Below are 23,891 nucleotides of genomic sequence, written 5' to 3'. Positions count from 1 at the left end.
GGGAGTGCCTGTGGGTGCTTGCCCCCCCGCCGGCAATAAAATGGCTGCTAGGTAACCGTCGTAGAAACTTTCGGCCTCCATGTCGGATTTGTCCGATTCCACCACAACGATGTTTTCGTGCGCCTTGACATAGTCCCCCACCTGCTTCAACCAGGCGACGATTTTGCCCTCGGTCATGGTGGAACTCATCACCGGCATTTCAAATACATGAATCATAGCCCTATCCGACAAAGAACCCTGCTTGATCATACCGTTTAGCGCGCCCGGCGAGCCATTATCATAGGAACAGTCCAGTGCCAGGCCGACTGATGCAGCCAGCATGGGAATCCCAAGTCCAAAAGTATCTGCACGACCAGGCCTATGAGGAGCTGGCGGACTACGCCCGCGCCCTACTGGCCCAGGACCCCCAGGATGCCTATGCCTACGCCTATGCCATCATCGCGGCTCTGGCCCAGGAAGATGTGGATGCCGCCCAGACCCTGTGGTTCCATGCCCTGCTCCATCTCGACGAGGCCAGAACGGCTACCATTCTCGACCTCCTGAAGCAGACGGCCGACTGGTACCAAGAGCGAGACGATTCTCCCCTGGCCTGCTGGTTGCGGCAATGGATTTGGGAAGTAACGCCCGACGATCACGACAATCTCCTGCTCTATGCCGAAGCTTTGGCCCGCCACCATCGCTTTGATCGTCTCCGGGAACTGGACCTACCTAAATATCTCCGGCGCCTATCCCCGGACCAGGTCAACAGCCAAATCCTGCGGGATACTTTACATGTTATCTTCATGGAAATCGAGGATAAGACGCTCCAGCCCTGGCAGCAAGATTTATTGGATTTGGGATTAGAATATCTTCGGCAATTTACCAAGACCATCTTTTTCAGTGCCGTTATCCAACACCACGAAAAGGGTAATAGTGAGCTGGCCCGCATCCTGCTGGAGTGGTGTCTTACCAAGGAACCCCATAACTGCGACTATCACCATTTCCTAGTGGGCGTTCTTTACCACTTGAAAGAATATCGTAAGGGCCTGGAAAAAGCCTACCAGTTCTATGAAGTTGCCCAGCACCACGGTACTTATCTACAGCAGCTGGATGCCATTGAAAAAATTCTCCAGGGCCTATTGTATATTCGGAGCAAAAATAAGGGAGAGATTCACGAGATTGGTCAAAGGTATATTGCCGCCTTGGAAGAGGTTGTGCGATGGGATATACCCACCATGGAAGCCATGCTTAAGCAAACGGTTCGCGCCCCTTTTAACGTGCCTTTTTTATTGCCGTACCTAAGGGATAATTTAGAACAAAATCAACACCTAAAGCGGGAGTTTATTGGTAAGTTAACGGCCTGCGTTCAGCGGGATATTAAGGTGTTTACCCATGGGCCTAGACAGAGGGAAAAACTGCGGGTGGGTTTCCTATCCCATACCCTGCGCCGACATTCGGTGGGCTGGCTGATGCGCTGGTATCTTCGCTATGCAAATCGGGAGAGGATTGATTTTTATATGTATGCCCTGGCCAGCAGGCCCGATCCGTTTGCCCATCAGTTTTTAGTCCCCTATAGTAAAACTTTTGTTTTCTATCGGGATGTGAACCGGATGGCTGAACAGATTTATCAAGATGAAATTGATATTTTGATTGATCTAGATAGCGTCACACTGAATGCTATTGGTGTGGTTTTGGCCCACAAACCGGCGCCGGTAATCGTCACTTGGTTGGGCTGGGATGCTTCGGGGTCGCCGGCGGTTGATTATTTCGTCGTTGATCCCTATGTGCTCCCCGAAAATGCCCAGGCCCACTACAGCGAAACCCTGTGGCGCTTACCCCACTGCTATATTGCTGTGGATGGTTTTGAAGTGGGGGTGCCTACTCTGCGTCGGGATCACCTGGGTATTCCCGCCGATGCCCCTGTTTTCTACAGCGCTCAGGTCAGCTACAAACGCCATTATGAAACTGTGGGGTTACAACTGGAAATCCTCAAGGCGGTCCCGAATAGTTATCTGTTGATTAAGGGGATAGGTGACCAGCAGGGGATTCAGGAGTTTTTCTGCGACTTGGCCCAGGAACAGGGGGTGAACCCGGACCGTTTGAAGTTCCTCGCGAGGGACCCCAACGAATATATCCACCGCGCCAATATGGGGATTGCCGATGTGGTTTTGGATACCTATCCCTACAATGGGGCGACGACGACGCTGGAGGCGCTCTGGGTGGGGGTTCCCCTGGTGACTCGGGTGGGACAACAATACGCGGCCCGCAATAGCTATAGCTTTTTGGTCAATTGTGGTGTTTGTGAAGGGATTGCCTGGAGTGGGGAGGACTACATTGAGTGGGGGATTCGCCTGGGAACGGATGCCCAGTTGCGCCGTCGGGTACGCCAGCAGTTGTTCCTGTCGCGTCGGACCTCGCCCTTGTGGGATGGTCGTCAATTTGCCCAAGCCTTTGACCAGATGCTCTGGCAGATGTGGGAGCGTTATTTGGCGGGTATGGAGACGGGAGGTGCTAGCATGAAGGGGACACATTCCTCGCCGATGACGGATGGACATACGTCTGAAAATCTGGCGACAAGAACATCCTGAGCAAACGGGACGCTGGGCCAGTTACACCTTGGAAAACGTATCCCCCCGGTGGTCGCTGCTGGAAACCCTGGACCAGTTGAATGAGCAGCTTATAGGAACTGGACAAATGCCGGTGGCCTTTGAGAGTGATTGCCGGGAGGGTATCTGTGGCAGTTGCGGGGTGCTGGTCAATGGGGTCCCCCACGGGCAAGGGGGAGTGACCACCTGTCAGGTGTACATGCGTCGCTTTCGCACCGGAGAGACCTTGACGCTAGAGCCGTTGCCGGGATTTCCCGTGGTGCGGGATTTGGTGGTGGACCGGAGTGCACTGGACCGAATCATGGTCCGAGGGGGGTACATCAGCGTGAATGTGGGGAGTGCGCCGGAAGCCAACAGCATCCCGGTCCCCAGGCATACGGCGGAGCAGGCTTTTCAGGCGGCAGCATGTATTGGTTGCGGGGCCTGTGTGGCGGCCTGTCCTAACCACTCGGCTGCGTTGTTTGTGGGGGCGAAAATTACCCATCTGAGTCTCCTGCCCCAGGGACAACCGGAGGCGGCCCGGCGGGTACAACAAATGGTGGCGCAGATGGAGGCGGAGGGCTTTGGGCACTGCTCCAACCACGGGGAGTGCGCCGCCGTTTGCCCCCAGGGTATTCCGCTGACGGTGATTGCCCGGATGCGGCGGCAGTATTGGCGCTCCTGGGGGTCGGGGTGATCACCAGCCGGCGGCATCCCCTGGTGCACCATATCCGCTCCCTCCATAGGGCCAAAGGACGCCGGGAAACGGGAGAATTTCTGCTGGAGGGGACGCATCTGCTGGTGGAGGCGCTGCGCCAGGGTATCCCGCTGAAAGTGATTTGCTATACGTCTGCTTGGGCGGAACGCCACCCGGAGGTCCTAGGGCAATTGCCGGCGGGCCTGGGCCAGTTGGTGCATCCCCAGGTGCTGGAGGCCCTGGCAACGACGGTGCATCCCGATGGGGTGGTGGCCGTGGCATCCATTCCTCCCCCCAGCACTCAACTCGTCATCGGCTGGCTCCAGTTGCTGGGCTATTGCTTGCAGGACCCGGGCAACGTGGGGACCTTGATTCGCACGGCGGCTGCGGTCGGCGTAACCCAGCTTTGGTTGACGGACGATAGCGTGGACCCCTACCACCCCAAGGTGTTGCGGGCAGCGGCGGGACAATGGTTCCGGTGTCGGCCCCAGGTGTGTGGGGACCCTCTGGCTGTCCTGCAGGCCTACCAACAACAGCAAGTGCAAATAATTGCCACCGCAGCTCCAGGGGAACGGCTCTACTGGCAGGTGGATTGGACTCGGCCAACGCTGCTTTTGCTGGGTAATGAGGGCCAGGGATTGCCGGAGGCCTGGCTGCCAATGGCTGATTGGGTGGCGCGGATTCCCCAGCAGCCGGGGGTGGAGTCCTTGAACGTGGCCATTGTGGCCGCCCTATGCCTGTACGAAGCCTGGCGCCAGCGCTGGACAAGGGAAGGAAATTCGCTTATGATGGGGGATTGTCATCAATTCAGCAATGGCCATGAACGCCCAGGCAATTATTCGGTCCATTGAAGCCGAGTACCTGAAACCGGATGTGCCCCTTATTGAGGTGGGCGACGTTGTGCGCGTTGGGGTGCTGATTCAAGAGGGGGGCAAGGAACGGGTGCAGCCCTACGAGGGGGTGGTGATCGCGCGGCGCGGTACAGGGGTCAATTTGAGTATTACGGTGCGCAAGACGTTCCAAGGTGTGGGGGTGGAACGGGTGTTTTTGGTGCATTCGCCCCGGATTGCCAGTATTCAGGTGCTGCGCAAGTCGGTGGTGCGTCGGGCTAAACTGTACTACCTGCGGAAACGGGTGGGGAAAGCGACGCGCCTCAAACAGCGCTTTGAAACCTAACGGTTCCGGTGGAACGGTTGACCAGCGCCCGGTTTGATGTTTGATAAAGTAGAGGACGGCAAAAGACAGGGGATTTTTACATGACTTCCCTGACCCCTAGCCCCAGTTTTCGTTTGACGGTGCGCATCGAAATTCCTAATCGAGTTGGGCAGTTGGCGGCGGTTTTGCAGGCCATCGGGGAGGCGGGGGGGAACCTGGGACCGATTGACTTGATTGAACAAACCCGCCAAAGGGCCATCCGGGAAATCACCATTGATGCCACTGGCCCGGAGCACGAGGAGCAGATTATTGCGGCTATCAGGGCACTCCCCCAGGTGCGGTTGCTGAGTGTGGACGACCGGACGTTTCAGTTGCACCAGGGGGGAAAAATTCACCTGCAAAGCAAAATTCCCCTGAAAAACCAAGCGGACCTGGCCATGGCCTATACGCCGGGGGTGGGACGGGTGTGCGCGGAAATCGCCCAGCATCCGGAGCAGGTCTATCGCTTCACCATCAAGCAAAATTGCGTAGCTATTGTCACGGATGGGAGCGCCGTTTTGGGGTTGGGGAATTTGGGACCCTACGCGGCCCTACCGGTCATGGAGGGCAAGGCCATGTTGTTTAAGGAATTTGCCGGTATTGATGCTTTTCCCATCTGTTTGGATACCCAGGACCCGGAGGCCATCGTGGCGACGGTCAAGTATCTGGCGCCGGTGTTTGGGGGGATCAATTTGGAGGACATCAGCGCGCCCCGCTGTTTTGCCATCGAGCAGCGCCTGCAACGGGAGTTGGCTATTCCTGTGTTTCACGACGACCAGCACGGCACGGCGATCGTGACCCTGGCGGCTCTGCTCAATGCCCTGCGTTGGGTGGGGAAGTCCCTGGAGCGGGTGCGGATTGTTATCAACGGGGCGGGGGCGGCGGGTCTGGCGGTGGCAGCCCTCCTGAAGCGGGCGGGCGCGCAGGGGTTAGTCCTGTGCGATTCCCAGGGCATTGTCAGTACCCAACGCCCTGACTTGCACTCCATGAAACGGGCCTTTGCCGTTCCCCAAACGGGTACCTTGGCCGATGCCCTGGTGGAGGCGGATGTCTTTTTGGGTTTGAGCGTGCCGGGCGCCGTGACCCCCGCCATGATCCACGCCATGGCTCCGGACCCCATCGTGTTTGCCATGGCCAACCCGGTGCCGGAAATTCAACCGGAAGCCATCGAAGACAAGGTGGCGGTGATGGCCACGGGGCGGAGCGATTACCCCAACCAGATCAACAACGTCCTGGCGTTTCCGGGCATTTTCCGGGGGGCGCTCGATAGTCGGGTGCGGCATTTGACCCCTGATTTGTACCTGGCGGCGGCGCGGGCGATTGCCAGCTTGGTCTCTCCCCAGGAATTGCAACGGGATTACATCATCCCGTCGGTGTTCGATGGGCGGGTGGTACCGACGGTGGCCCAAGCCGTGGCCCAAGCAGCCCGGGAGGCGGGTCTGACGCCGGAGTAGGGGACTTGCCAGAGGGATACCCCCGCTTGTAAGATAAAGGATCGTGACTTTGGTAAGGGCCATGTCCAAGCAGAAGCTCAAGACCCGGAAGGCGGCGGCTAAGCGGTTTCAGGTGACCGGCAGCGGCAAAATTGTGCGGCGTCAGAGTATGCGGAATCACCTATTGCAGAAGAAAACCAGTAAGCGGAAACGGCGGCTGGCCCAGATGGTGTCGGTGAGTGCCCAGGATGTGGCCAATGTGCGGCTGATGTTGGTGCGCTAGGGAGGCGGTCATGCGTGTCAAACGGGGGAATGTGGCCCGCAAGCGGCGGAAAAAAATCCTGAAATTGGCGAAGGGGTATCGGGGGGCAGCGTCGTTGCTGTTTCGCACGGCCAACCAGCGGGTTATGAAGGCCCTGCGGCACGCCTACCGGCACCGGCGCGAGAAAAAACGGGATTTTCGCCAACTGTGGATCGCCCGCATTAATGCCGCAACTCGCCCTGCCGGCCTGTCCTACAGCCAGTTCATCGGGCAGCTCCATAAGGCCAACATCGCTCTTAACCGCAAAATGCTGGCCCAGATGAGCATTTTTGACCCGGATACCTTTGCCCAAGTGGTCCAGGCGGCCAAAAACGCCGGTTAGGACTCGAACAGTTCCACGGCCTGGCGGAAGGTCCGGAGGTTGATGACTGTATCCTGTTGGGGTAGGGGTGGAGCATTAGATACAAAGTAGTGATAGTCCATCCCCACATGGTTGGCTAAAACCCAGTAGTAGCTGGCGATCGATGCACTGGGGAATATCTCCAATACCCGGCTGCCAGGTGGACACCAGAGGATATTGGTTAGCCCGGCTCCATGCATACCTATTACCCTTTGGGCCTGGGCAAATAAACTGATCTGCTCCATAAAGCTGAGGTCTTCTAACCAGACGGGCCTGTAGCCCAAAGGAGCCAAATAACCAAGCAATTCTTCTTCGTTGACAATGCGCCGCCGGCTGGCCTTGGCACGGCTAATGTAGATTTTTTTGGGCATCCCACAGCGGGTGGTATCGCAGTAGGGTAAAAAAGTACGCCGGAGAAACTCCACATGCCAAGCGGGACTGGTCGAGGTGGGAAATTTGGGAGAGACAATCAAAGGGCTGGCCAGTGTGCGGTCAAAACGGGCATATAGACGCTGGGATGGATGGATGCCTAGTATATCCAACGTAATGGCTAATTTAGGGCTAGGTTCATCAAGCAAAAAGTAGTCAATCCTATCCCAGATATCCCCATATTGAAGTAAATGAATACGGAGCAAAACATCCACCAGCCAATGATAGTAATTCATCCCACCGCCCCCAATACCCACCGCTGCAATGGTTTTTTCCACAGTCCTAGGGCGGGGAAATTTGTAGTGACAGGCCTGGTTATCTGTGGGGGGACGACTCCACTGGCGCGAGGAATCATGAATGACCCGTCCATCATGGGCAATCACACTGCCGACAGACTGCCGGGCGCTTAAAACGATGGCCTGGGGAACAGCCAACCAGTAAGTCTCAGGTATGGTAACCGTTGTCCGTTGGAAGCCCTGGTGTGGCTGGGGATAGATTGACCGCGGTGGTGTGTAAATTTCTTGATGGCTGGACCAACAAACATAATAGGCAAGACCTGGGAGGTTGTGGTGGCAATAGTGCTGGTAATAATCCCAACCGGATAACCAGTAACCCTGGGCCAGAACCTGACCCGTCAAAGGGGCGACCAATTTACTCCAATGATGCCGGATTTTATCAGTGAACTTCATAGACAGAAGGGATGAATTAGGACGCACCTGGTTCCTACAACGATAGATTGCAGTTGTTGCCAGAAGCAGTGGCCCGGTCCACCATTTCTGTGGAAATGCTATAACTGCTCTATCTTATATCTTGATGGGCTTGGCCGATAGCTTTTTTGATGCTAGACATGGGGGAGTCTAGGCGATGAGTCCGCCGCAGGCCCGTCCCGCCTTGCCGCTGGCTCTGGTGGAAACGTCCTTTTTGGCTAGCACCGCCAGCTTAGCCTGGTTAGCCAGTTTTTACCTGGGGCTGACGCCGGTGCTGCGCTTGTTCTTACCGATTCCTCTGGCGCTGGCGACCCGCCGTTGGGGCCATCGCTGGGGTTGGTTAGGATTGATCACAACCTTCTTGCTGCTGTCGGTGTTGATGGGACCACCCCGCGGGTTGGCCTATGTGCTGCGCTACGGATTTTTAGCGGTGATGCTAGGGTATCACTGGCGCCGGGGCACCGGTTGGGGGATGACGATTCTCCAGGCAATTGGGGTAGGCACGGTGGGCTTTTTTGCCCAGATCGGCGTGCTGTCGGTACTGGTAGGGGAGGACCTGTGGCTGTATATCTCCAATCAGGCCACCGGCGCCCTAGAGTGGCTTTTTGACCGGCTGGGTATCCTGTGGCAGCCAACGGTGTTGGCCATTCAAATCGCAACGGTGATGCTGGTGATGATCAACGCGGCGGTTTACACCTTTGTGGTGCAGTTGGTGGCTTGGGCGTTGTTGGAACGACTGGATGCGCCGGTCCCACCCCCACCGACCTGGTTGCGGTCCTGGCTGGGACTGGAAGAGTGGTGATCCGCAAGCACACGCAAATCCCTCATCTGGACCAGTGGTGCGCTCGAGTGCAAGGGCACCCCCCCGCACTCATTTGCGTGCTGGGATTTACGGAAACAGCCCTGATTCCAGGGATTTCGGCGGCAGGGGTTACACCTAGCGCCCGACGATTGACAGCAGCAGCGGATGGGGAATTTTTGCTGCGCGGCCCCCAGAGGAACCCCCTATACCCTTTGCCGCCCCTGACTGCCGGGGTATCGCCGGTGTATATCTCCCGGGCACTGGTCCAGACCCTGAACCTGCCGGTGGTGCTGGTGAATACGGGACTGCCTGTGCCCCTGTCGGTACCGGCCATTCCCCTTGGCCCAGTCATTGCCCGCTGCGTGAGTACGGGGCAGGCGATGGATTTGCCAGTTGTGCATCATCTCTGGCAGCAGGGCTGGGATACGGGAAAACGGTTGGCGGAGGCCTTCCCCAAGCACTACTTCGTTATTGGGGAGTGTGTGGTGGGGGGCACGACGACAGCGCTGGGGGTGTTGACGGGATTGGGGTGGGCTGCCCAGGGGCGAGTCAGCAGTAGCCATCCCCAGTGTAACCACACCCAGAAATGGCGGGTGGTGCAAGCGGGTTTAGCCCAATGCCGGGAGCGGTTGCGGGACCCCTGGGCGGTGGTGGCGGCCTTAGGGGACCCCATGCAGGTGGTGGTGGCGGCAATGACGCTGGCGCTGCATCAGGAAGTACCGGTTTTATTAGCCGGGGGGACGCAAATGCTGGCCGTGTGGGCCTTGATCCAGGCGATTGCTCGCCATGAAGGGTTGTCCTGGCGACCGGAACAAGTAGCTGTGGGTACCACTGGTTGGGTGGTGAAGGACCCCAGCGCCCAGGTGGTGGCCCTGGCAGCAGACCTACAAGCTCCCCTGGTCACCGCCCACCTGGATTTCCGTCACTCCCGCTATGGGGCGTTGCGGGCCTACGAGCAGGGCTTTGTCAAAGAGGGGGTGGCCGCCGGGGGTTGTGCCCTTGCCGCCCATTGGTACCGGGGGTGGGATAACGCCCAGATACTTACGGCGGTCGAAGCCTTGCTCACACAAGAGCTTGCTGCACCAGCCGGCTCACCAGCTCCGGGTAGGGAATCCCGCTTAACTCCCACAGGCGAGGATACATGCTGATGCGGGTAAAGCCGGGGATGGTGTTGATTTCATTGACCATCCAGCGTCCATCCGGGGTGAGAAACCAATCCACCCGCGCCAGGCCCCGCCCCTCCAGCACCTGAAATACCCGCACCGACAATTGCTGCACCTGGGCAACCTGTTCTGGGGTTAAATCCGCCGGCGCTTGCAGGATAGCCCCCTGTTCGTCCAGATATTTGGCGGCGTAGGAATAGAACTCGTGCCGGGGGATGATTTCACCGGGGAGCGACGCCTGGGGGGGAGACCCATCCAAAATGGCGCATTCGATTTCCCGCCCCACAATCCCCTGCTCCACCAGCGCCTTGGCGTCATATTTCCAGGCCGTTTCCACCGCTGGTAACAGTTCCTCGGCTCGATGCACCTTGGTAATCCCCACCGACGACCCCATATTGGCTGGCTTCACAAACAGGGGCAACCCCAATTCCGCCACCACCGCTGTCGGTTCCACCGTTTCTCCGCGTCGGTAACAGCGGTAGGGGGCCACCGCCAAGCCCGCTTGGGTCAACAGTCGCTTCATCACCTCCTTGTCCATCCCCAGGGCCGACCCCAGGACCCCGGCCCCCACAAAGGGCAGCCCCGCCAGGGTCAACAGGCCCTGTACCGTCCCGTCCTCCCCCCAAGGCCCGTGCAACACAGGAAACACCACCTCCACCGGCAAAGGTTCCCACTGGGGTCCCCGCAACACTAGGAACCCCTGACCCGGCAGCACCCCCACCGGTGCCAGACCCTGCTCAAAGCTGGGTAAACGCTGGGAGTCCGCCTGCTGTAGCCATTCCGGGTCCGCCAGCCACCACTGTCCCTGCCGGTTGAGGCCAATCGGTATCACCTCGTAGCCGCCAGCGGTCAAGGCCGTCAAGATATTGCGCGCCGACTGCACCGAGATTTCGTGCTCCGCCGACTGCCCCCCGAACAACAGCCCCACCCGGATCATTCCGTCAGCACCGATGTGGGGGTCAAGGGGGGTTCAGCCCGCGCCGGACTCGGTTCCAGCTTCTCGATGTAGGGGCGCAGGTCATTGAGATCGATATAGCGGTCTGCGGCGTTGCGCAACTCCCGAGCAATCATCCCCTCGGTAGACACCACAATGATGTAAGTGTTTTTGGAACGCAACAGTTCCACCGCCCGGTCGAAATCCCCATCACCACTAAAAAGCACCACCCGGTTGTATTGCTCTACGGTGTTGAACATGTCAATGACAATTTCGATGTCCAGGTTGGCTTTCTGGAAATAGCGGTGGGACTGCTCATCGTAAAACTCTTTGAGCAATTTGGTGCGCACCGTGTAACCCAGATTAATTAAGGCATCCCGAAAAGCCCGCTGGTCGTTCTGGTCCTTGATGCCGGTGTACCAAAAGGCGTTGACTAAATGGACATGGGGTTCCCGGGTAAAGTAATCCAGAACGCGTTTGGGGTCGAAAAACCAACCGTTCTTTTGCTGGGCATAAAACATATTATTTCCATCAATAAAGATGGAAAGATACACAGGGGGATAGGTCATATCTTGCGGGAACAAATATAGACTTGATCCATCTTAGCAGGGTTTTACCGGAGATTTGCGGGATGGCCCTTGGTTCAACTCCAAGAGACCGGGGGGCAACCGCAGTTCCAGGCAGCGCTGCTCTAGGTTCACCGCCGGCACCAACTCCGGCACAAAAGGCACCCAGTGCACCTGTCCCGCCGGCGTGGTGATCTCTAACAAATCATTGCCGGCAGGAATCACCGCCGTCACTTGCCCTAACACCGCGCCGCCATGCCAGGCCTCCAGCCCGATCAAATCCGGTACATAGTACTCACCGGGGGCTAACTGGGGGCGGTCTTGCTCCGAAACCCACAGGGTTGCTCCACGCAGTAGTTCAGCCTGGTCGCAGGTGTGAATTTCGGCAAATTGGACAATGTACAGGTTTTTGCCCGGTACCGGCCGGGAACGCACCAGGGTTAAAGGTTGGGGCTGGGGCTGGCGCGGCAGGGAATACCAACGCACCCCCGGTTCAGTAAACCGTTCCGGGAAATCCGTCAACGACAGCACCTTGACTTCCCCCCGGAGCGCGTGGGGAGCTAGGATGCGCCCGATTTCCCGCATGGCCCGTGCAGCATCCCTTGCCAACGTTGCAGGAGCTGACGCAAGTCTTCTTTGTGGACCGGTTTACTCAAGTAGTCGTCCATCCCGGCGGCCAGGCATTTGTCCCGGTCTTCTTTCATGGCGTTGGCCGTCAGGGCTACGACGATGGGCCGCTGGGCTAACCGACCCTCCCGGTATAGCTCGTGCAGGCGGCGGGTGGCGGCGTAGCCATCCAGCACTGGCATTTGGCAGTCCATCAACACCAGGTCGTAGGGGAATCGCAAAATCATTTCTAGCGCTTCTTGGCCGTTGGCTGCCACATCGGCTTGGTAACCGAGACTCTCCAGTTGTTTGAGGGCCACCTTCTGGTTGACCGGATTGTCCTCCGCCAAGAGAATGCGCAGGGGCGAAGGCGGCAAAGCAGGGGAAGGCTGAGGCACAGGGGTTATCGCCGGCGTCAAACTCCCCTCCAGCACATTCATGAGCGTATCCAGCAGGCGGGAGGCCTTGACCGGCTTGACCAAATGGGCGGCAAAACCAATGGCGGCAGCCTGTTGGGCCTCCTCCCGCAGGTGGCTGGAGGTGAGCATGATCAGGGGGGTTTGGGCCAGTTGGGTATCCTGCTTGATCTGCTGCCCCAGGGTCAACCCGTCCATCTCCGGCATGTTCATATCCACCAGCACTACCGCATAGGGCCGCTGGCGCATTTTGGCGAGGGCCTCTGCTGCCGAAGCGGCCTCGTCCACCTCCAACCCCCAGCGACCGGCCTGGTAGCGCACCACCTTGCGGTTGATGGGGTGGTCGTCCACTACCAGGAGTGCCTTGCCCTGGAGTGGTTGGGCAGGCAAGGAGGGGGCAGCGTTTGCCGGTGGCGCGACCGGTGGCAAGGGCAACCAGAAGAAAAAGCGGGACCCCTGCCCCGGCGTGCTCTCTAAACCAATCTCCCCACCCATCAGGTTCACCAGTTGTTTACAAATGGCCAGGCCCAGCCCCGTTCCCCCGAATTTGCGGGTCGTCGAGACATCCGCCTGGGTAAAGGGACGGAACAAACGACTTTGCACCTCGGGGGGAATGCCAATCCCGGTATCCGTCACACTAAACAGCACCTGCGGCGGTTGGTCCCCCGGTTGCACCCGGATCACCACCTCCCCCCGCTCGGTGAATTTGATGGCGTTGCCCACCAGGTTCATCAGAACTTGCCGCAGACGGGCCATGTCACCCCGTACCCAGGGGGGCACTTGGGGGTCCACCAGCGCCGCAATTTCTAACCCCTTGATGTGGGCTTGGGGCGCCAGTAGGTCCATCACCTCCTCCACCACCGTCAGGATTTCAAAATCCAGTTCCTCCAGTTCGACTTGCCCCGCCTCCAACTTGGACAGGTCCAGGATTTCGTTGATCAGGTTCAACAGGGCATCCCCACTGACGCGAATCGTATTGACAAAGTCCTGCTGCTCCGGCGTCAGAGGGGTCTCTAGCAGCAACCCCGTCATTCCCAATACCGCATTCATCGGGGTGCGAATTTCGTGGCTCATATTGGCCAAAAAGGCGCTCTTAAGACGGGAGGATTCCTCGGCGGCCCGCCGCGCCTGTTCCAACTCTTGTAATAAATAGGCTTGGGTCAGGGCCACCCCCACCTGGTCGGCCAACTGGGTCAGTAAATCCTGTTCAAAGGCATTCCACATGCGCTGGCTGTATTGCTGGCACACTAGCATCCCCCACAGTTCCGCCTTGCGCATCAGGGGCACCACCAACTGGGCGTGAATGCCCAACGTGGTTGTAAGGACCTGGTATTGCGGTTGCCCCTCCTGGTCCACCACCAGTACTTGCCCCTGCTGGAGCCAGGCCAACTCACCTTGCATCAGTTGGGACCACTGGCTGGCCCAGTTGTCCTGAAGGGGACAGTCACCCCGACAGGCTTGCGCTACCACCGCCTGGTTATCGAGCTGATAGATAAAGGTGCGGTCGGCCTGGATGATCTTTTGCACCTCCTCGACAGTGGTTTGCAGGATCACCGGCAGGTCCAGACTCTGGCGAATTTTCAGGGTGATGTCGTTGAAAATTTGCAGTCGGCGGTTTTGGCGGGCCAGTTCCGCTTCGGCGCGCTTGCGGTCGGTCACATCCCGGAAAATGCCTCGGGTGGCAATCGGGCATCCCCGCTCGTTGTAGGAACAACTGGTGCTGCCTTCGAGTAGGCGGGTTTCGCCGCTGCGGGTGCGGACGCGGACTTCCACAAAGGGCAGGCTGCCGGTGGTCGGTAGCTGCTGGAATTTCTGCCGGCAGGCTTCCCGGAAATCAGGATGGATAATGTCCCACAGGGTCAACTGGGCAATTTCGGCGTCGCTGTAGCCTAGGGTTTCTTTCCAGGCACGATTGACGTAGAGAAACCGCCCCTGCATGTCCACGCTCTGGATTAAGTCGTAGGCATTTTCAAACAAATCCCGGTAACGGGCTTCGCTGGCGGCCAGAGCCTGGCGGGCCTGCTCCTCTTGGGTGACGTCGATCCCCGCAGCAATGATGTATTCCGCGTCCTGTTGGCGGTCGGTCAGGAGGGTTGCCGTCCAGCGAATGAGCCGTCGTTTGCCACTGCGGGTCTGCCAGTGGTTCTCGTAGCCTGTGATGGTCTCCCCTTGCAGTAGCCGCAGAAAGACAGCCTGCACCTGGGCTTGTTCTTCTGGGGGTACTAAAAGCTCCCAGACCGGTTGCTGCTGAAGTTCCTCCAGGGTGTAGCCGCTGAGTTCTTCACAAAACCGGTTCCAGCGCACAATCTGTCCATTCCCATCCAGGGCCAGGATCAGCGCCGGCGTGGTCTGAAAAATGGCCTCGGTTAAGTTGGTCTCCTGCTCGGCTGCCTGTTGCGCCGCCTGCCGTGCCTCGATTTGCTGGGCTACAAAGATGGCCGTCGCCAGCAAGATGATAAAGTTGAGCACCAGACCGCCGGTAAACAGGTGCTGGGCTTGCCGGTTCACCGCCTCCAGTCGGTCTAAGCGTTGCTGTAGCAGCTGCTCCTCGGTCTGGCGCATGGCCTCCACTAGCTGGCGCACCTCCTGGAAAAGATGGCGATGGGCCTCGGCGCTTAGGGTGCGGATACTGGCCGGTTGCCCCTGCTGTTGGTAAATTCGAATGCTCTGGTCCAGATGCAGCAGGGTGTTGGTGGTTAGGGTATGTAGGCGCGCCCAACGTTGGGATTGCTCGGGGTTGTCTTGTAACAGATGCCGCAGGGTTTGCAGGGTCAGTTGAATATCGCTGCGGGTCAACTGGTAATTCCGCAGTTCTTCGGCCTGACCGGTCAGCAGATAGCCCCGGTGATGGCTTTTGAGGCTCCCTAGTTGGGCTTCGACCTGGGTCAGACGGCGCAGCACCTGTTCGGTATGGCGCACCCACTCCTCCCAGGTCCATTGGGCCTGCCAACGGCGATACAGCGCTCCCCCGCCTGCAACTAATACCACCGTGGCCGCGCTAAAGCCCAAAAGTACGCGGTTGATCAAAGGTAAGGTGGTTTTGGGGCGCTTGCGCACAGGCGGCATGGCAACCAAGGAATCCTTGGTACCAGTCTAGTCCGCCAACCGGTTAACCTGGTAAGCAGGCGGTTGAGGGAGCGCGCATGACCCTGGTCAATCCCCTGCACTATCCCCTGGCAGTTTTCCTGGGCGTGGTGGTGTGGGTCTGGTTCTGGCCCCGGTTGGTAGCGCTACCGGCAGGCGTATTGGTAACCCTAACGGCCAGTTGGTGGTTACAGCAACAGGTGCAGCAGTTGCGGCAGCAAGTACAGGCGTTAGTCCCAGGGGTTGCAAGGGTCCGGGCAGAGGCGGCGCGGTTACTGGCCGAGACCCCGGCTGAGGTGTGCGACCAGGTGCAAACTCTCCCCCAGGCGGTGGAACAGCAACTGGCCCAGGTGCGACGCCAACAACAGCAGGCCAGTCCCCCGGCGGCAGTGCAATTCAAGCAGTTGGCAGCCCTGGCCACCCTGGTTCAGGCAACTGCCGCCATGCTCCAACAACTGCACAATCATCTGCGGGCGATTGACCTGGACAACCAGCGCCAGGTGGCGGAAGTCCGTACCCTGAGCGATACCCTGCGGAGCCTGGAGCAACCAATGACCATTCTGACCCGCCGTTGATGGACCTGCTGCGCTCGTTACCTCTGGGTCTGTACCTGGAAGCGCCCCAAACCTGGCTGCACCGGCTGGACGCCCGGGTGAAGTTGGGCTGGTTGATGGCCCTGTTGCTGACGCCCATCCTGGCCAATGGAGTTTGGCGGGGGGTACTGGTGGCCATCCTGGTGGGTTTGACGCTGCTGGCGGGGTTGCCCCGGCGGGTGTGGTGGAAACATTTGTTGGGTCTGGGGGGGTTCTGCCTGGTTTTGTTGGTGATCGTTGCCCTGTCGCCGGATGGCCTGGCAGTGCATACCCAACCCCGTTTACCCCCGGATGTCGGTACACCCCCCACATCCTATGACTATGTCCTGTTTCGCTGGCAATGGTTGACGGTGACCCGGCGGTCCTGGCAGTTGGCCTGGCGCTTGAGCAGTTTGTTTTTTACCCTGGTCTATGCCACCCATCTCTACTTGCTGACGACCCCCAGTGAAGCGATCGCGGCGGCCATAGCCTGGTGTTTGCAACCGTTGCGGCGCTGGGGCTGGCCGGTGGGGGACATCAGCTTGAGCCTGACCCTGTCTCTGCGGTTTATCCCCCTGGTGTTGGAGGAGGTGCAAAACCTGGTGCGGTCGGTGCAAATGCGGGGCATTCGCTGGTCGAAGTTAAAACTGCGGCAGCTGGCGCAGGTGTGGTTGTTGGTGGCGGAGCGGTTGCTGGTGAATTTGTTTTTGCGGGCGGAACAGGTGGCGACGGCGATGGTGGCGCGCGGCTACCAACCGGGACAGGAACCCCCTTTGCACTGGCGCCCGGTGGTCTGGGGTTGGAGGGATACATTGGCCTTGGTGGCTTTGCTGGGGTTGTGCGGGGCGCGGCTGGTCTATGGCGGGGACTAAGTGGCTGTGGCAATCTCAACCCCTGAACGGACGCACAGGGAGCCAGGTGTTTGCCCGACTGGGGTTGACGGAGCCGGTGGCCGCTTTGTTGGAAAGCCCGCCCGGCAGTGGGGGACGCTATTCCCTGTGTGCCGCCGGACGACGGTGGGTGGCCCTGGCTATACCGCATCTGTTGCCCTGGTTGCGCCAGCATTTGCGCACTGACCCTGCCGTCACTGCACCGGCGGAGGTGCCCTTTGCGGGGGGATGGTGGGGCTGGCTGGCCTACGAGGCGGTGTGGGCCTGGGAGCGTTTACCCCCTTTGGCAACCGACCCCTTGCCTTTTCCGGTGGGGTTTTGGTGGCAACCGGACTGGTGCGCCGTTTTAGACCACCAGCAGGACCGGCTGTACCTGGGGGCGCCCGACAGGGACCAACTAGCCGGCTTGAGGCAACGCCTGCATACCCTGTCAGAACCGGTATTTCCCGACCTGGCGCCGACCGGTCCGGTGCAGTGGCAGTTGACCCCCTGGGAATACCAGCAGCGGGTGCACAAGGTGCAGGCCCATATCCGGGCAGGGGACATTTTCCAGGCGAATTTGTCAGTGCGGTTTGGGGTGCCCACGGCTATGCATCCCTGGCGCGTCTATCAGCGGTTGACCCGGTTGAACCCATCCCCTTTTGCCAGTTACTGGCAGACGCCCTGGGGTCAGGTGGTGAGTTGTTCGCCGGAGCGTCTGGTGCAGGTGCAAGGGGAGACCATCGAAACCCGTCCCATTGCGGGTACCCGTCCCCGGGGGCGTACGCCGGCCCAAGATGCGGCCCTGGCCCAGGAGTTGCAGCAGCATCCCAAGGAGCGGGCGGAACACATCATGCTGGTGGACCTGGAACGAAACGATTTGGGCCGGGTGTGTCAGGCCGGTTCGGTGCGGGTGGCGGAACTGTTGACCGTCGAGCGCTATAGCCACGTGATGCATCTGGTGAGCCGGATTACCGGCCGGTTGCGCCCCGATTGGACGATGGCGGATGTGTTCCAGGCGGTGTTCCCAGGGGGGACGATCACCGGCTGTCCGAAGGTGCGCTGCATGGAAATTCTCCAGGCCTTGGAACCCCAGCCGCGCAATTTGTTCTACGGTTCCTGTGGGTACTGGGATCGGCGGGGACGGGGGGACTGGAATATCCTGATCCGCACGCTCCTGTTTCCGGCGGGGACGGGGATGGCCTGGGGACAGGTAGGCGCAGGTATCGTCAGCGATAGTGACCCCGAACGGGAGTGGCGCGAGTGTTTGCACAAGGCCCAGGCGCAATTGCTGGCATTGGGAGTTGAGGGTCATGAACCTTGGCAAGAGGGCCTAAAATAAGTTACGATACGCCATGTTAGTTACTCCCTGTGGAATGTTGGCTCTAGTCGTGGAGACTAGGGCTTTTTACTGGTTGGCCCCGGAGACGCCAACTGGGTGATAAATCCGTACCGGAAATGACAGACGTCCGGCTGGTTCTCCTGGCACGATGGACTATGGGTGGCCGTAACAGGTGATGCCATGAGGTTTTTGGTGGTCAAGCACGTGCCGGAGGAGGGCCTGGGCATGATTGCCCCCTGGTGTACTGCAGCGGGTATTGCTGTGGATGTGGTGGAACTCAGCCAGGGGGAGCCGCTGCCGCCACCGACGGATTACCATGCAATTTGGGTGATGGGCGGCCCGATGAATGTGGACCAGGAACAGGAATATCCCTGGTTGGTTGCCGAAAAACAATGGATTCGCCAGGCGGTGCAGGACTATCAAGTGCCCTACGTGGGGGTGTGTTTGGGGGCGCAGTTGCTGGCGGAGGCCCTGGGGGGTCGGGTGGGAGCCATGCCGAGGCCGGAAGTTGGTCTCACGCCGGTGTATCTAACGCCCCCAGCAACAGACTCTCCTTGGCTACAGGGCGTGCCTTCCCCCTTGGTGGCCTTGCATTGGCACGGGCAGGAGGTGCAGATATTACCCCCCCAGGCCCAGTTGCTGGCGTCGTCGGACCAGTGCCGGGTGCAGGCGTTTCAGGTGGGGGACTGGGCGCTGGGGCTGCAATTTCACCTGGAGGCCGATGCCACCACGGTGCGGGATTGGTGCCGCTTGCCGGAGTACGCCGATGACTTTATCCAAGCCATGGGCGCGACGGGGGCGCAGGCCCTGGTGACCAAAATGGATGAGGAATCCCCCCGCCTGACCCAGGTGGCCCGCCGGTTGTTCGCCAACATTTGTGACCAGGTGCGGCGGCGCTGGGGGCTAGGGCAGGGTGTCTAGGTCGGTGGCCCGCTGAAAACGCCGGCGCAGGTCCTGGCATAGGTGGGGGTCGTCGGTTTTGAGGCTGATTTCCCGGCTGGGGTTAGGGTTTCCCAAGAGCGCCTGACTTCCCAGTAACGCCAATCGGTCGTCACTCACTAGGTAGTGCTCCTGGGTGCCCAAGAACTTGAGATGAAACTGCTCAGGAAATTCTTGCTCCAGTTGTTCCAGGTCCGGCAGGGCGTTGTATTTCCAGGAAAAGCGACCGGGACCACTGCGCCAGCGATTGCGGCCATCCCGCTGGAGTTCCCGGTTTTTCAGGTCTTGGGCGTCCCCCCAACCGATGTACACCTGCACCCCCTGCTGCAACAGGCGACGCAGGCCCTGGAGAAAGGCGCGGTCAATCACCTGCTGGCTTAACCAGGGGGAGACGATGACCAGTTCTCGGGTTGTTTGGGCCAAGGCGTCCTGGAGGACCTGCTGCGCCCCAAACCGGTCCGTCACCAGTTCATAGCGGTAGTGGGGAATCTGGCGCAGGTGCTGGTTGATGATTTCCGCCCAGCTTTGTACGGCTGCGGCCACCTGCTGGGGCACCTGCTGGAGTTGGGTCTGGGTGGCCTGCCACTGCTGCTCCATGTGCTGTTGCCGGCTGGCCAGGGTCTGAGTGTACTCCCGCAAATCCCCCTGACCGTGGTCCATCTGCGCCACCAGTTGCGTCACATCCGCCAATTGTTGCTGGAGTTGGGGAACCGCCTGCAATTGGGCTTGGGTTTGCGCCAGTTCCGTTTTCACCTGGTCCAAGGCAGCAGCCTGCTCCTGCCGTAACTGGGCTATGTGCCGTTGCAGTTGCTCCAGGGTGGCCAGAGCGGCTGGGTCCGGCATGTGTTCCAGTTGACTTTGCAGCCTAGCCAGGGCAGCCGCCAGGGGTTCAAGTTGCTGCTGGTGCTGGGTTTGTCGCCGGTGCAAACGCTCCACAGCCGTCACCAAAGGCAAAAGAGCGGTGCGGTGCAGATAGCCCTCAGCCTGTTGTTGTAGGGTTTGGACTTTCTGCTGGAGTTGCGCCACCAGGTCCTGCTGCTGCTCCCATTCCCGCAACCGGTTTTGCCACACCCCCAATTCCTGGGCTAGGGTTTGGGTGACATGCTGCTGCTTTTGAGTCTGGGTGGTCAGTTGCTCCAGTTCCTGACGCAGTCGCTGCACCAAGGAGGCTAGCTGGTGTTGGCGTTGCAGTTCCCGCTCCAAACGACCCACCTGTTGCTGGACCTGCTTGGCGTTAGTCACTTCCTCACCCAGGTGTTGCACCGCACTTTGTAGCTGTTGGGTGGCCGTCTCTAGCGCTGTGAGCTGGGCCTGCAGGCTTTGGGGGGCGACAAGCTGTTGGCTGAGGGACTGAATTTGGGCCTCCAGCGCACCCACATCCACCGTTGGCATTTGGCGCAATTGCTGCACGTGGGCCTGCAGTTGGGCGGTCTGGCGTTGTAGGTGCTCCAACCCCTGTTCCAGGCGGTTCACCCGTTGCGCCGGGGGTAATTGATCTATCTGGCAGGTAAGGTCTGTCAATCCCTGACACAGCAGCCGGTACTGCTCCTGTAACTGCTGCAATTGCCGATAAAGGGGGTCGAGGGTCAAACCCTCCACCGGGGCCAGGCGCTGGTTCATCTCCCCCTGCAACCGCCCCAGGGCCTGCTGTAACTCCTGAAGTGCCTGTTCCACGGGTCGAAGATTCACCGATTCCGGCAGGGACGCCAACTCCTGTAACCGTCGCCGGAGAAATTTGAAGTCGGTACTGTAGCGCTGGTTGAGGTTTTCCAGGACCTGAAACAACAACTGCTGTTGGCTGGCCGCCAATTGGCTGCGCTGGATGAGGTTGACTGCCAAGGCTAAAGACAAGGGCACCACCGCCGCCAACACTTGCTGGGAAACCACCGCCGTTACCGTGCCCACCAATGACCCCAACACTAGGGCGTACTCCGCAGTCTCCAGCCAAGTGCGACGGGTCACAACGGCCTCACGCGCCACTCCCTCACTACTCTAATTCAAGGGCTAGGGGTTCCGGCGTTCACTTGAAACGAATCGAAAAACTGTACCGTTTCTTCCTGAAGGGTCTGGGGCACGATGGCATAGAGTCCGTACACCCGCTGCCCCACAAAATAAAAGCGCATCTGGGCGATGCCACCCCCCTGGAGCCGTTCTGGGGGAATGCGCAGGACAATTTCCCGCCCCGGATAACCCCCAAAGGTCAGCGCTTGGTCCTGTATGACTTGGCCTTGCACCCGCTGCTGGGCCTGGGCCTTCAGTTGCGCCCACATCCAGGGCGAGTCCGCCAAACGGGCCACCGGCTGCTGGTAATCCGTCAGCACCAGGGCATAAGACCCCCGAGGCCGGTTGACCCCCCACGCCTGAGCCTTGACTGTCCCTACGGGGGTCTCCAGTTGCCGTTCCTCATACCGGGGCCTACCAGGCAGTTGCACCTGGAACCCCTCCCCCTGCACCCATTGCCAGCGCGGTCCCAGTTGACAACCTGTCGCCAGGACAACAACCCCCACACCCCACCACCAGGGACGCATGTTTAAGCCCCCATCGTTACCCCCACTATAGTAAGGCAACTTCCCTAGGCTTTGATCATCGTCAGCACGCCAATTACCACAAAACCCACACCGGCAATGGTATGCAGCCACTTGGGATGGAGTAAATGACCCAACCCTTCCCCGACTAAAACCCCCAGCGCCGATGTGGCCACCAACGCCAACGCCGCCCCGCTAAAAACTAACCATTTACTGGCCGTGCGTTCTGCGGCAAACAACACCGTCGCCAACTGGGTCTTGTCCCCCAATTCCGCCAAAAACACTGTGCTAAATACCACCAGAAATACTCGCCAATCCATGAAGTTTGCCATGTGTCACCCTTTCCTTAACCTAACCCCATTTTAGGGGGATAAAATTCCCAAGGCAATCCACGGAAAATCATATTCTCTTCATATTAAAGTCAGATTGTTTTCATATTTTTGCCTAAGCCCTTACCAGCACAACAGGGGAGTCCCTTTAGCGGGCAGTATCACCATCCGAGTTCATATTCCAGTAGTTTTGATAAAAAATTTTCTCAATAAACCGACGAATACCTGCTTCGTAAACGGGCAAGGAATCCAAAAAGCCCTCGTTGTGGCTGCCCTGGATTTCCAGGAAGTCTTTGGGTTCGTTGGCGGCGGCGTAGAGCCGTTGGCCGTGGGCAAAGGGGATGACTTCGTCCTGGGGGCTGTGAATTACCAGCACCGGCACGCGAATCTGGCGGATGCGCTCCAGGTTGTTGTACTGGAATTGGGCCAGCAGGTCCACGGGTAAGAAGGGAAAAAGTTCCCTGGCCACATCGGGGATGCTGGTGAAGGTCGAACCCAAAATGACGCCGGCGACGGGAAAATGGACCGCCAGATAGGTGGCAATGCCTCCCCCCAGGGACTCTCCGTACAGGACGATGCGCTCCGGAGGAATGTGGCGATCCTGGGTTAAATAGCGCCAGGCCGCCTCCCCATCTAGATACGTGCCCCCTTCGCTAGGTTGGCCTTCGCTCTGGCCGTAGCCCCGGTAGTCAAAAAACAAGCTGGCCAGGCCCAGCCCGTGAAAAATGCGCATGTAGGGCAGTCGGTAGCTGATATTGCCGCCGTTGCCATGGGCAAACAGGATCACTGGGGCGTTGGGGTCGGCTGCCGGAATCCACCAGGCCGCAATCGTCACCCCATCAGCGGTTTGCAGGCGCAGGTCCTGATAAGCCAGGCCGATATCCTGGGGCGTGGCCACGATCTGGCGACTGGGGAAATACATCAACCGTCCTTGGCCCAACCACAGTACTAACAATAATCCCCCATAGACGCCGGCGATGATCCGTAAACCCCGCCCCAGCCAGGACCAAACCATCAAACCAGCAGCCCTTCTTTCTGGGCCATGCGGCGCATCAGGTCCAGCACCCGCAGGGAATAGCCCCACTCATTGTCATACCAGGCCACCACCTTGAAAAAGTGGGGGTTGAGTTCCATCCCGGCACCGGCGTCAAAAATGCTGGAGTGGGGGTCGCCGTTGCAGTCGCTGGAAACCACCTCGTCCTCCGTGTAGGCCAGAATGCCCTGCAGGGGTCCTTCGCTGGCTGCCTTCATCGCCGCGCAAATCTCCTTGTAGCTGGTGCTTTTTTCCGTGCGAAACGTTAAGTCCACCACCGAAACATTGGGCGTGGGCACCCGGAAGGCCATCCCCGTCAAGCGCCCTTTCAGTTCCGGCAGCACCAGCGCCACCGCCTTGGCCGCCCCCGTCGAAGAGGGAATGATGTTTTGGGTGGCCCCTCGACCGCCGCGCCAGTCCTTTCTGCTGGGACCATCCACCGTCGGTTGGGTCGCCGTGAAGGCATGCACAGTGGTCATCAAGCCCTCCGCCAACCCAAAGTGCTCGTGGATCACCTTGGCAACGGGGGCCAAGCAGTTGGTGGTGCAACTGGCGTTGGACACAATCGTGTGCTGGGCCGGGTTGAACTGCTGGTCGTTAACTCCCACCACAAACGTAGCCACCTTGTCTGGGTCTTTCGTGGGGGCAGAAATCACCACCCGTTTGGCTCCTGCCGCCAGGTGCTTGCTGGCCCCGTCGTAGCTGGTGAATAGGCCCGTGGACTCCACCACGTAATCCACCCCCACCTTGGTCCAGGGCAATTCCGCCGGGTCTTTGCAGGAAAAACAGGGAATGAACCGGCCGTTGACCAGGATACCGTCCGCCTTGGCCTCCACCGTACCCCGGAAACGCCCGTGAGTCGAGTCGTACTTGAGCAAATAGGCCAGGTTATCCGGCGGCACCAGGTCGTTGATGCCCACAAATTCCAAATTGGGGTCGTCAATCCCGGCCCGAAACACCAGTCGGCCAATCCGACCAAAGCCATTGATGCCAATTTTCAACGTCATGGTTCGTCCTCCATATTG

Annotated in this window: 24 protein-coding genes; 13 read left to right on the top strand and 11 right to left on the bottom strand. The window is 59.3% G+C overall.

Annotation, left to right across the window (positions count from 1 at the left end; all coding sequences use genetic code 11):
* On the bottom strand, nt 1-216 hold a 216-nt coding region (locus Q6L55_04270; GenBank protein MEN9257933.1), incomplete at its 3' end, for a biotin/lipoyl-containing protein.
* Nucleotides 217-308: 92 nt separating this feature from the next.
* Here Q6L55_04270 and Q6L55_04265 point away from each other — a divergent pair.
* The 7 genes from Q6L55_04265 (at nt 309) to rplT (ending at nt 6,532) form a co-directional block, all read left to right on the top strand.
* Complete coding sequence (locus Q6L55_04265; protein MEN9257932.1) at nt 309-2,567, top strand: hypothetical protein; 2,259 nt, start codon at nt 309-311, stop codon at nt 2,565-2,567.
* Nucleotides 2,527-3,261, top strand: coding sequence for a succinate dehydrogenase/fumarate reductase iron-sulfur subunit (locus Q6L55_04260; protein MEN9257931.1), 735 nt, complete (start codon nt 2,527-2,529; stop codon nt 3,259-3,261). Before Q6L55_04265 ends, Q6L55_04260 begins: the two co-directional genes overlap by 41 nt.
* Nucleotides 3,186-4,112, top strand: coding sequence for an RNA methyltransferase (locus Q6L55_04255; protein ID MEN9257930.1), 927 nt, complete (start codon nt 3,186-3,188; stop codon nt 4,110-4,112). Before Q6L55_04260 ends, Q6L55_04255 begins: the two co-directional genes overlap by 76 nt.
* A complete protein-coding gene (gene rplS / locus Q6L55_04250; protein ID MEN9257929.1) occupies nt 4,081-4,437 on the top strand; it encodes a 50S ribosomal protein L19 in 357 nt (118 codons plus the stop codon). The genes Q6L55_04255 and rplS overlap by 32 nt, the downstream gene beginning before the upstream one ends.
* A gap of 80 nt (nt 4,438-4,517) precedes the next feature.
* Nucleotides 4,518-5,909 (top strand): NAD-dependent malic enzyme, encoded by a 1,392-nt coding sequence (locus tag Q6L55_04245; GenBank protein MEN9257928.1) that lies wholly within the window; start codon nt 4,518-4,520, stop codon nt 5,907-5,909.
* Between the two features lie 61 nt (nt 5,910-5,970).
* Nucleotides 5,971-6,171 carry a 50S ribosomal protein L35 gene (rpmI, locus tag Q6L55_04240; GenBank protein ID MEN9257927.1) on the top strand — a complete coding sequence of 67 codons (201 nt, stop codon included), beginning with the start codon at nt 5,971-5,973 and terminating at the stop codon, nt 6,169-6,171.
* 10 nt (nt 6,172-6,181) lie between these two features.
* The gene (gene rplT, locus Q6L55_04235; GenBank protein ID MEN9257926.1) at nt 6,182-6,532 is read left to right on the top strand and encodes a 50S ribosomal protein L20; all 351 of its coding nucleotides are present in this window, start codon (nt 6,182-6,184) and stop codon (nt 6,530-6,532) included.
* Here rplT and Q6L55_04230 read toward each other — a convergent pair.
* On the bottom strand, nt 6,529-7,413 hold the full coding sequence (locus Q6L55_04230; GenBank protein ID MEN9257925.1) for a glycosyltransferase family 61 protein: 885 nt from the start codon (nt 7,411-7,413) through the stop codon (nt 6,529-6,531). The genes rplT and Q6L55_04230 overlap by 4 nt on opposite strands.
* A gap of 430 nt (nt 7,414-7,843) precedes the next feature.
* On the opposite strand from Q6L55_04230, the gene Q6L55_04225 reads away from it, so the two are divergent.
* Both Q6L55_04225 and Q6L55_04220 read left to right on the top strand, forming a co-directional pair.
* Nucleotides 7,844-8,488 (top strand): DUF2232 domain-containing protein, encoded by a 645-nt coding sequence (locus tag Q6L55_04225; GenBank protein MEN9257924.1) that lies wholly within the window; start codon nt 7,844-7,846, stop codon nt 8,486-8,488.
* Nucleotides 8,482-9,636 carry a TIGR00303 family protein gene (locus Q6L55_04220; protein MEN9257923.1) on the top strand — a complete coding sequence of 385 codons (1,155 nt, stop codon included), beginning with the start codon at nt 8,482-8,484 and terminating at the stop codon, nt 9,634-9,636. The genes Q6L55_04225 and Q6L55_04220 overlap by 7 nt, the downstream gene beginning before the upstream one ends.
* Here Q6L55_04220 and Q6L55_04215 read toward each other — a convergent pair.
* The 4 genes from Q6L55_04215 to Q6L55_04200 are packed head-to-tail and all read right to left on the bottom strand — an operon-like array spanning nt 9,551 to nt 15,239.
* Nucleotides 9,551-10,588, bottom strand: coding sequence for a D-alanine--D-alanine ligase family protein (locus tag Q6L55_04215; GenBank protein MEN9257922.1), 1,038 nt, complete (start codon nt 10,586-10,588; stop codon nt 9,551-9,553). The genes Q6L55_04220 and Q6L55_04215 overlap by 86 nt on opposite strands.
* Nucleotides 10,585-11,154, bottom strand: coding sequence for an NYN domain-containing protein (locus Q6L55_04210; protein ID MEN9257921.1), 570 nt, complete (start codon nt 11,152-11,154; stop codon nt 10,585-10,587). Before Q6L55_04210 ends, Q6L55_04215 begins: the two co-directional genes overlap by 4 nt.
* A gap of 33 nt (nt 11,155-11,187) precedes the next feature.
* Nucleotides 11,188-11,736 (bottom strand): ribosome maturation factor RimM, encoded by a 549-nt coding sequence (gene rimM, locus Q6L55_04205; GenBank protein ID MEN9257920.1) that lies wholly within the window; start codon nt 11,734-11,736, stop codon nt 11,188-11,190.
* On the bottom strand, nt 11,712-15,239 hold the full coding sequence (locus Q6L55_04200) for a PAS domain S-box protein (protein ID MEN9257919.1): 3,528 nt from the start codon (nt 15,237-15,239) through the stop codon (nt 11,712-11,714). Before Q6L55_04200 ends, rimM begins: the two co-directional genes overlap by 25 nt.
* A gap of 77 nt (nt 15,240-15,316) precedes the next feature.
* On the opposite strand from Q6L55_04200, the gene Q6L55_04195 reads away from it, so the two are divergent.
* The 4 genes from Q6L55_04195 (at nt 15,317) to Q6L55_04180 (ending at nt 18,961) form a co-directional block, all read left to right on the top strand.
* Complete coding sequence (locus Q6L55_04195) at nt 15,317-15,832, top strand: hypothetical protein (protein MEN9257918.1); 516 nt, start codon at nt 15,317-15,319, stop codon at nt 15,830-15,832.
* Nucleotides 15,832-16,701: an energy-coupling factor transporter transmembrane protein EcfT gene (locus Q6L55_04190; GenBank protein MEN9257917.1), complete on the top strand. Its 870-nt coding sequence runs from the start codon at nt 15,832-15,834 to the stop codon at nt 16,699-16,701. Before Q6L55_04195 ends, Q6L55_04190 begins: the two co-directional genes overlap by 1 nt.
* Nucleotides 16,688-18,040 (top strand): anthranilate synthase component I, encoded by a 1,353-nt coding sequence (locus Q6L55_04185; GenBank protein MEN9257916.1) that lies wholly within the window; start codon nt 16,688-16,690, stop codon nt 18,038-18,040. Before Q6L55_04190 ends, Q6L55_04185 begins: the two co-directional genes overlap by 14 nt.
* 180 nt (nt 18,041-18,220) lie before the next feature.
* Nucleotides 18,221-18,961 carry a type 1 glutamine amidotransferase gene (locus tag Q6L55_04180; protein MEN9257915.1) on the top strand — a complete coding sequence of 247 codons (741 nt, stop codon included), beginning with the start codon at nt 18,221-18,223 and terminating at the stop codon, nt 18,959-18,961.
* Here Q6L55_04180 and Q6L55_04175 read toward each other — a convergent pair.
* From Q6L55_04175 to gap, 5 genes are all read right to left on the bottom strand, one after another.
* Nucleotides 18,944-20,941: a hypothetical protein gene (locus tag Q6L55_04175; protein MEN9257914.1), complete on the bottom strand. Its 1,998-nt coding sequence runs from the start codon at nt 20,939-20,941 to the stop codon at nt 18,944-18,946. The genes Q6L55_04180 and Q6L55_04175 overlap by 18 nt on opposite strands.
* Before the next feature lie 35 nt (nt 20,942-20,976).
* A complete protein-coding gene (locus Q6L55_04170; protein MEN9257913.1) occupies nt 20,977-21,507 on the bottom strand; it encodes a hypothetical protein in 531 nt (176 codons plus the stop codon).
* Between the two features lie 44 nt (nt 21,508-21,551).
* Nucleotides 21,552-21,836: a TMEM165/GDT1 family protein gene (locus Q6L55_04165; protein MEN9257912.1), complete on the bottom strand. Its 285-nt coding sequence runs from the start codon at nt 21,834-21,836 to the stop codon at nt 21,552-21,554.
* A 145-nt stretch (nt 21,837-21,981) separates the two neighbouring features.
* Complete coding sequence (locus Q6L55_04160) at nt 21,982-22,848, bottom strand: alpha/beta hydrolase (protein ID MEN9257911.1); 867 nt, start codon at nt 22,846-22,848, stop codon at nt 21,982-21,984.
* On the bottom strand, nt 22,848-23,873 hold the full coding sequence (gene gap / locus Q6L55_04155) for a type I glyceraldehyde-3-phosphate dehydrogenase (GenBank protein MEN9257910.1): 1,026 nt from the start codon (nt 23,871-23,873) through the stop codon (nt 22,848-22,850). Before gap ends, Q6L55_04160 begins: the two co-directional genes overlap by 1 nt.
* Nucleotides 23,874-23,891 lie beyond the last annotated feature (18 nt).

This window comes from Gloeomargarita sp. SRBZ-1_bins_9 (assembly GCA_039794565.1).
Classification (GTDB): Bacteria; Cyanobacteriota; Cyanobacteriia; order Gloeomargaritales; family Gloeomargaritaceae; genus Gloeomargarita.
The sequence above is the reverse complement of the archived record's forward strand: the minus strand, read 5'-3'. Positions and strand labels throughout refer to the sequence as shown.

Coding starts and splice junctions, on each gene's coding strand:
- Q6L55_04180 (MEN9257915.1), top strand. CDS start 18,221: ATGAGGTTTTTGGTGGTCAAGCACGTGCCGGAGGAGGGCCTGGGCATG.
- Q6L55_04215 (MEN9257922.1), bottom strand. CDS start 10,588: ATGATCCGGGTGGGGCTGTTGTTCGGGGGGCAGTCGGCGGAGCACGAA.
- Q6L55_04260 (MEN9257931.1), top strand. CDS start 2,527: ATGGACATACGTCTGAAAATCTGGCGACAAGAACATCCTGAGCAAACG.
- Q6L55_04265 (MEN9257932.1), top strand. CDS start 309: ATGCAGCCAGCATGGGAATCCCAAGTCCAAAAGTATCTGCACGACCAG.
- Q6L55_04190 (MEN9257917.1), top strand. CDS start 15,832: ATGGACCTGCTGCGCTCGTTACCTCTGGGTCTGTACCTGGAAGCGCCC.
- Q6L55_04170 (MEN9257913.1), bottom strand. CDS start 21,507: ATGCGTCCCTGGTGGTGGGGTGTGGGGGTTGTTGTCCTGGCGACAGGT.
- Q6L55_04185 (MEN9257916.1), top strand. CDS start 16,688: ATGGCGGGGACTAAGTGGCTGTGGCAATCTCAACCCCTGAACGGACGC.
- Q6L55_04160 (MEN9257911.1), bottom strand. CDS start 22,848: ATGGTTTGGTCCTGGCTGGGGCGGGGTTTACGGATCATCGCCGGCGTC.
- gap (MEN9257910.1), bottom strand. CDS start 23,873: ATGACGTTGAAAATTGGCATCAATGGCTTTGGTCGGATTGGCCGACTG.
- Q6L55_04225 (MEN9257924.1), top strand. CDS start 7,844: ATGAGTCCGCCGCAGGCCCGTCCCGCCTTGCCGCTGGCTCTGGTGGAA.
- Q6L55_04195 (MEN9257918.1), top strand. CDS start 15,317: ATGACCCTGGTCAATCCCCTGCACTATCCCCTGGCAGTTTTCCTGGGC.
- rplS (MEN9257929.1), top strand. CDS start 4,081: ATGAACGCCCAGGCAATTATTCGGTCCATTGAAGCCGAGTACCTGAAA.
- Q6L55_04245 (MEN9257928.1), top strand. CDS start 4,518: ATGACTTCCCTGACCCCTAGCCCCAGTTTTCGTTTGACGGTGCGCATC.
- rimM (MEN9257920.1), bottom strand. CDS start 11,736: ATGCGGGAAATCGGGCGCATCCTAGCTCCCCACGCGCTCCGGGGGGAA.
- Q6L55_04210 (MEN9257921.1), bottom strand. CDS start 11,154: ATGACCTATCCCCCTGTGTATCTTTCCATCTTTATTGATGGAAATAAT.
- rplT (MEN9257926.1), top strand. CDS start 6,182: ATGCGTGTCAAACGGGGGAATGTGGCCCGCAAGCGGCGGAAAAAAATC.
- Q6L55_04200 (MEN9257919.1), bottom strand. CDS start 15,239: ATGCCGCCTGTGCGCAAGCGCCCCAAAACCACCTTACCTTTGATCAAC.
- rpmI (MEN9257927.1), top strand. CDS start 5,971: ATGTCCAAGCAGAAGCTCAAGACCCGGAAGGCGGCGGCTAAGCGGTTT.
- Q6L55_04165 (MEN9257912.1), bottom strand. CDS start 21,836: ATGGCAAACTTCATGGATTGGCGAGTATTTCTGGTGGTATTTAGCACA.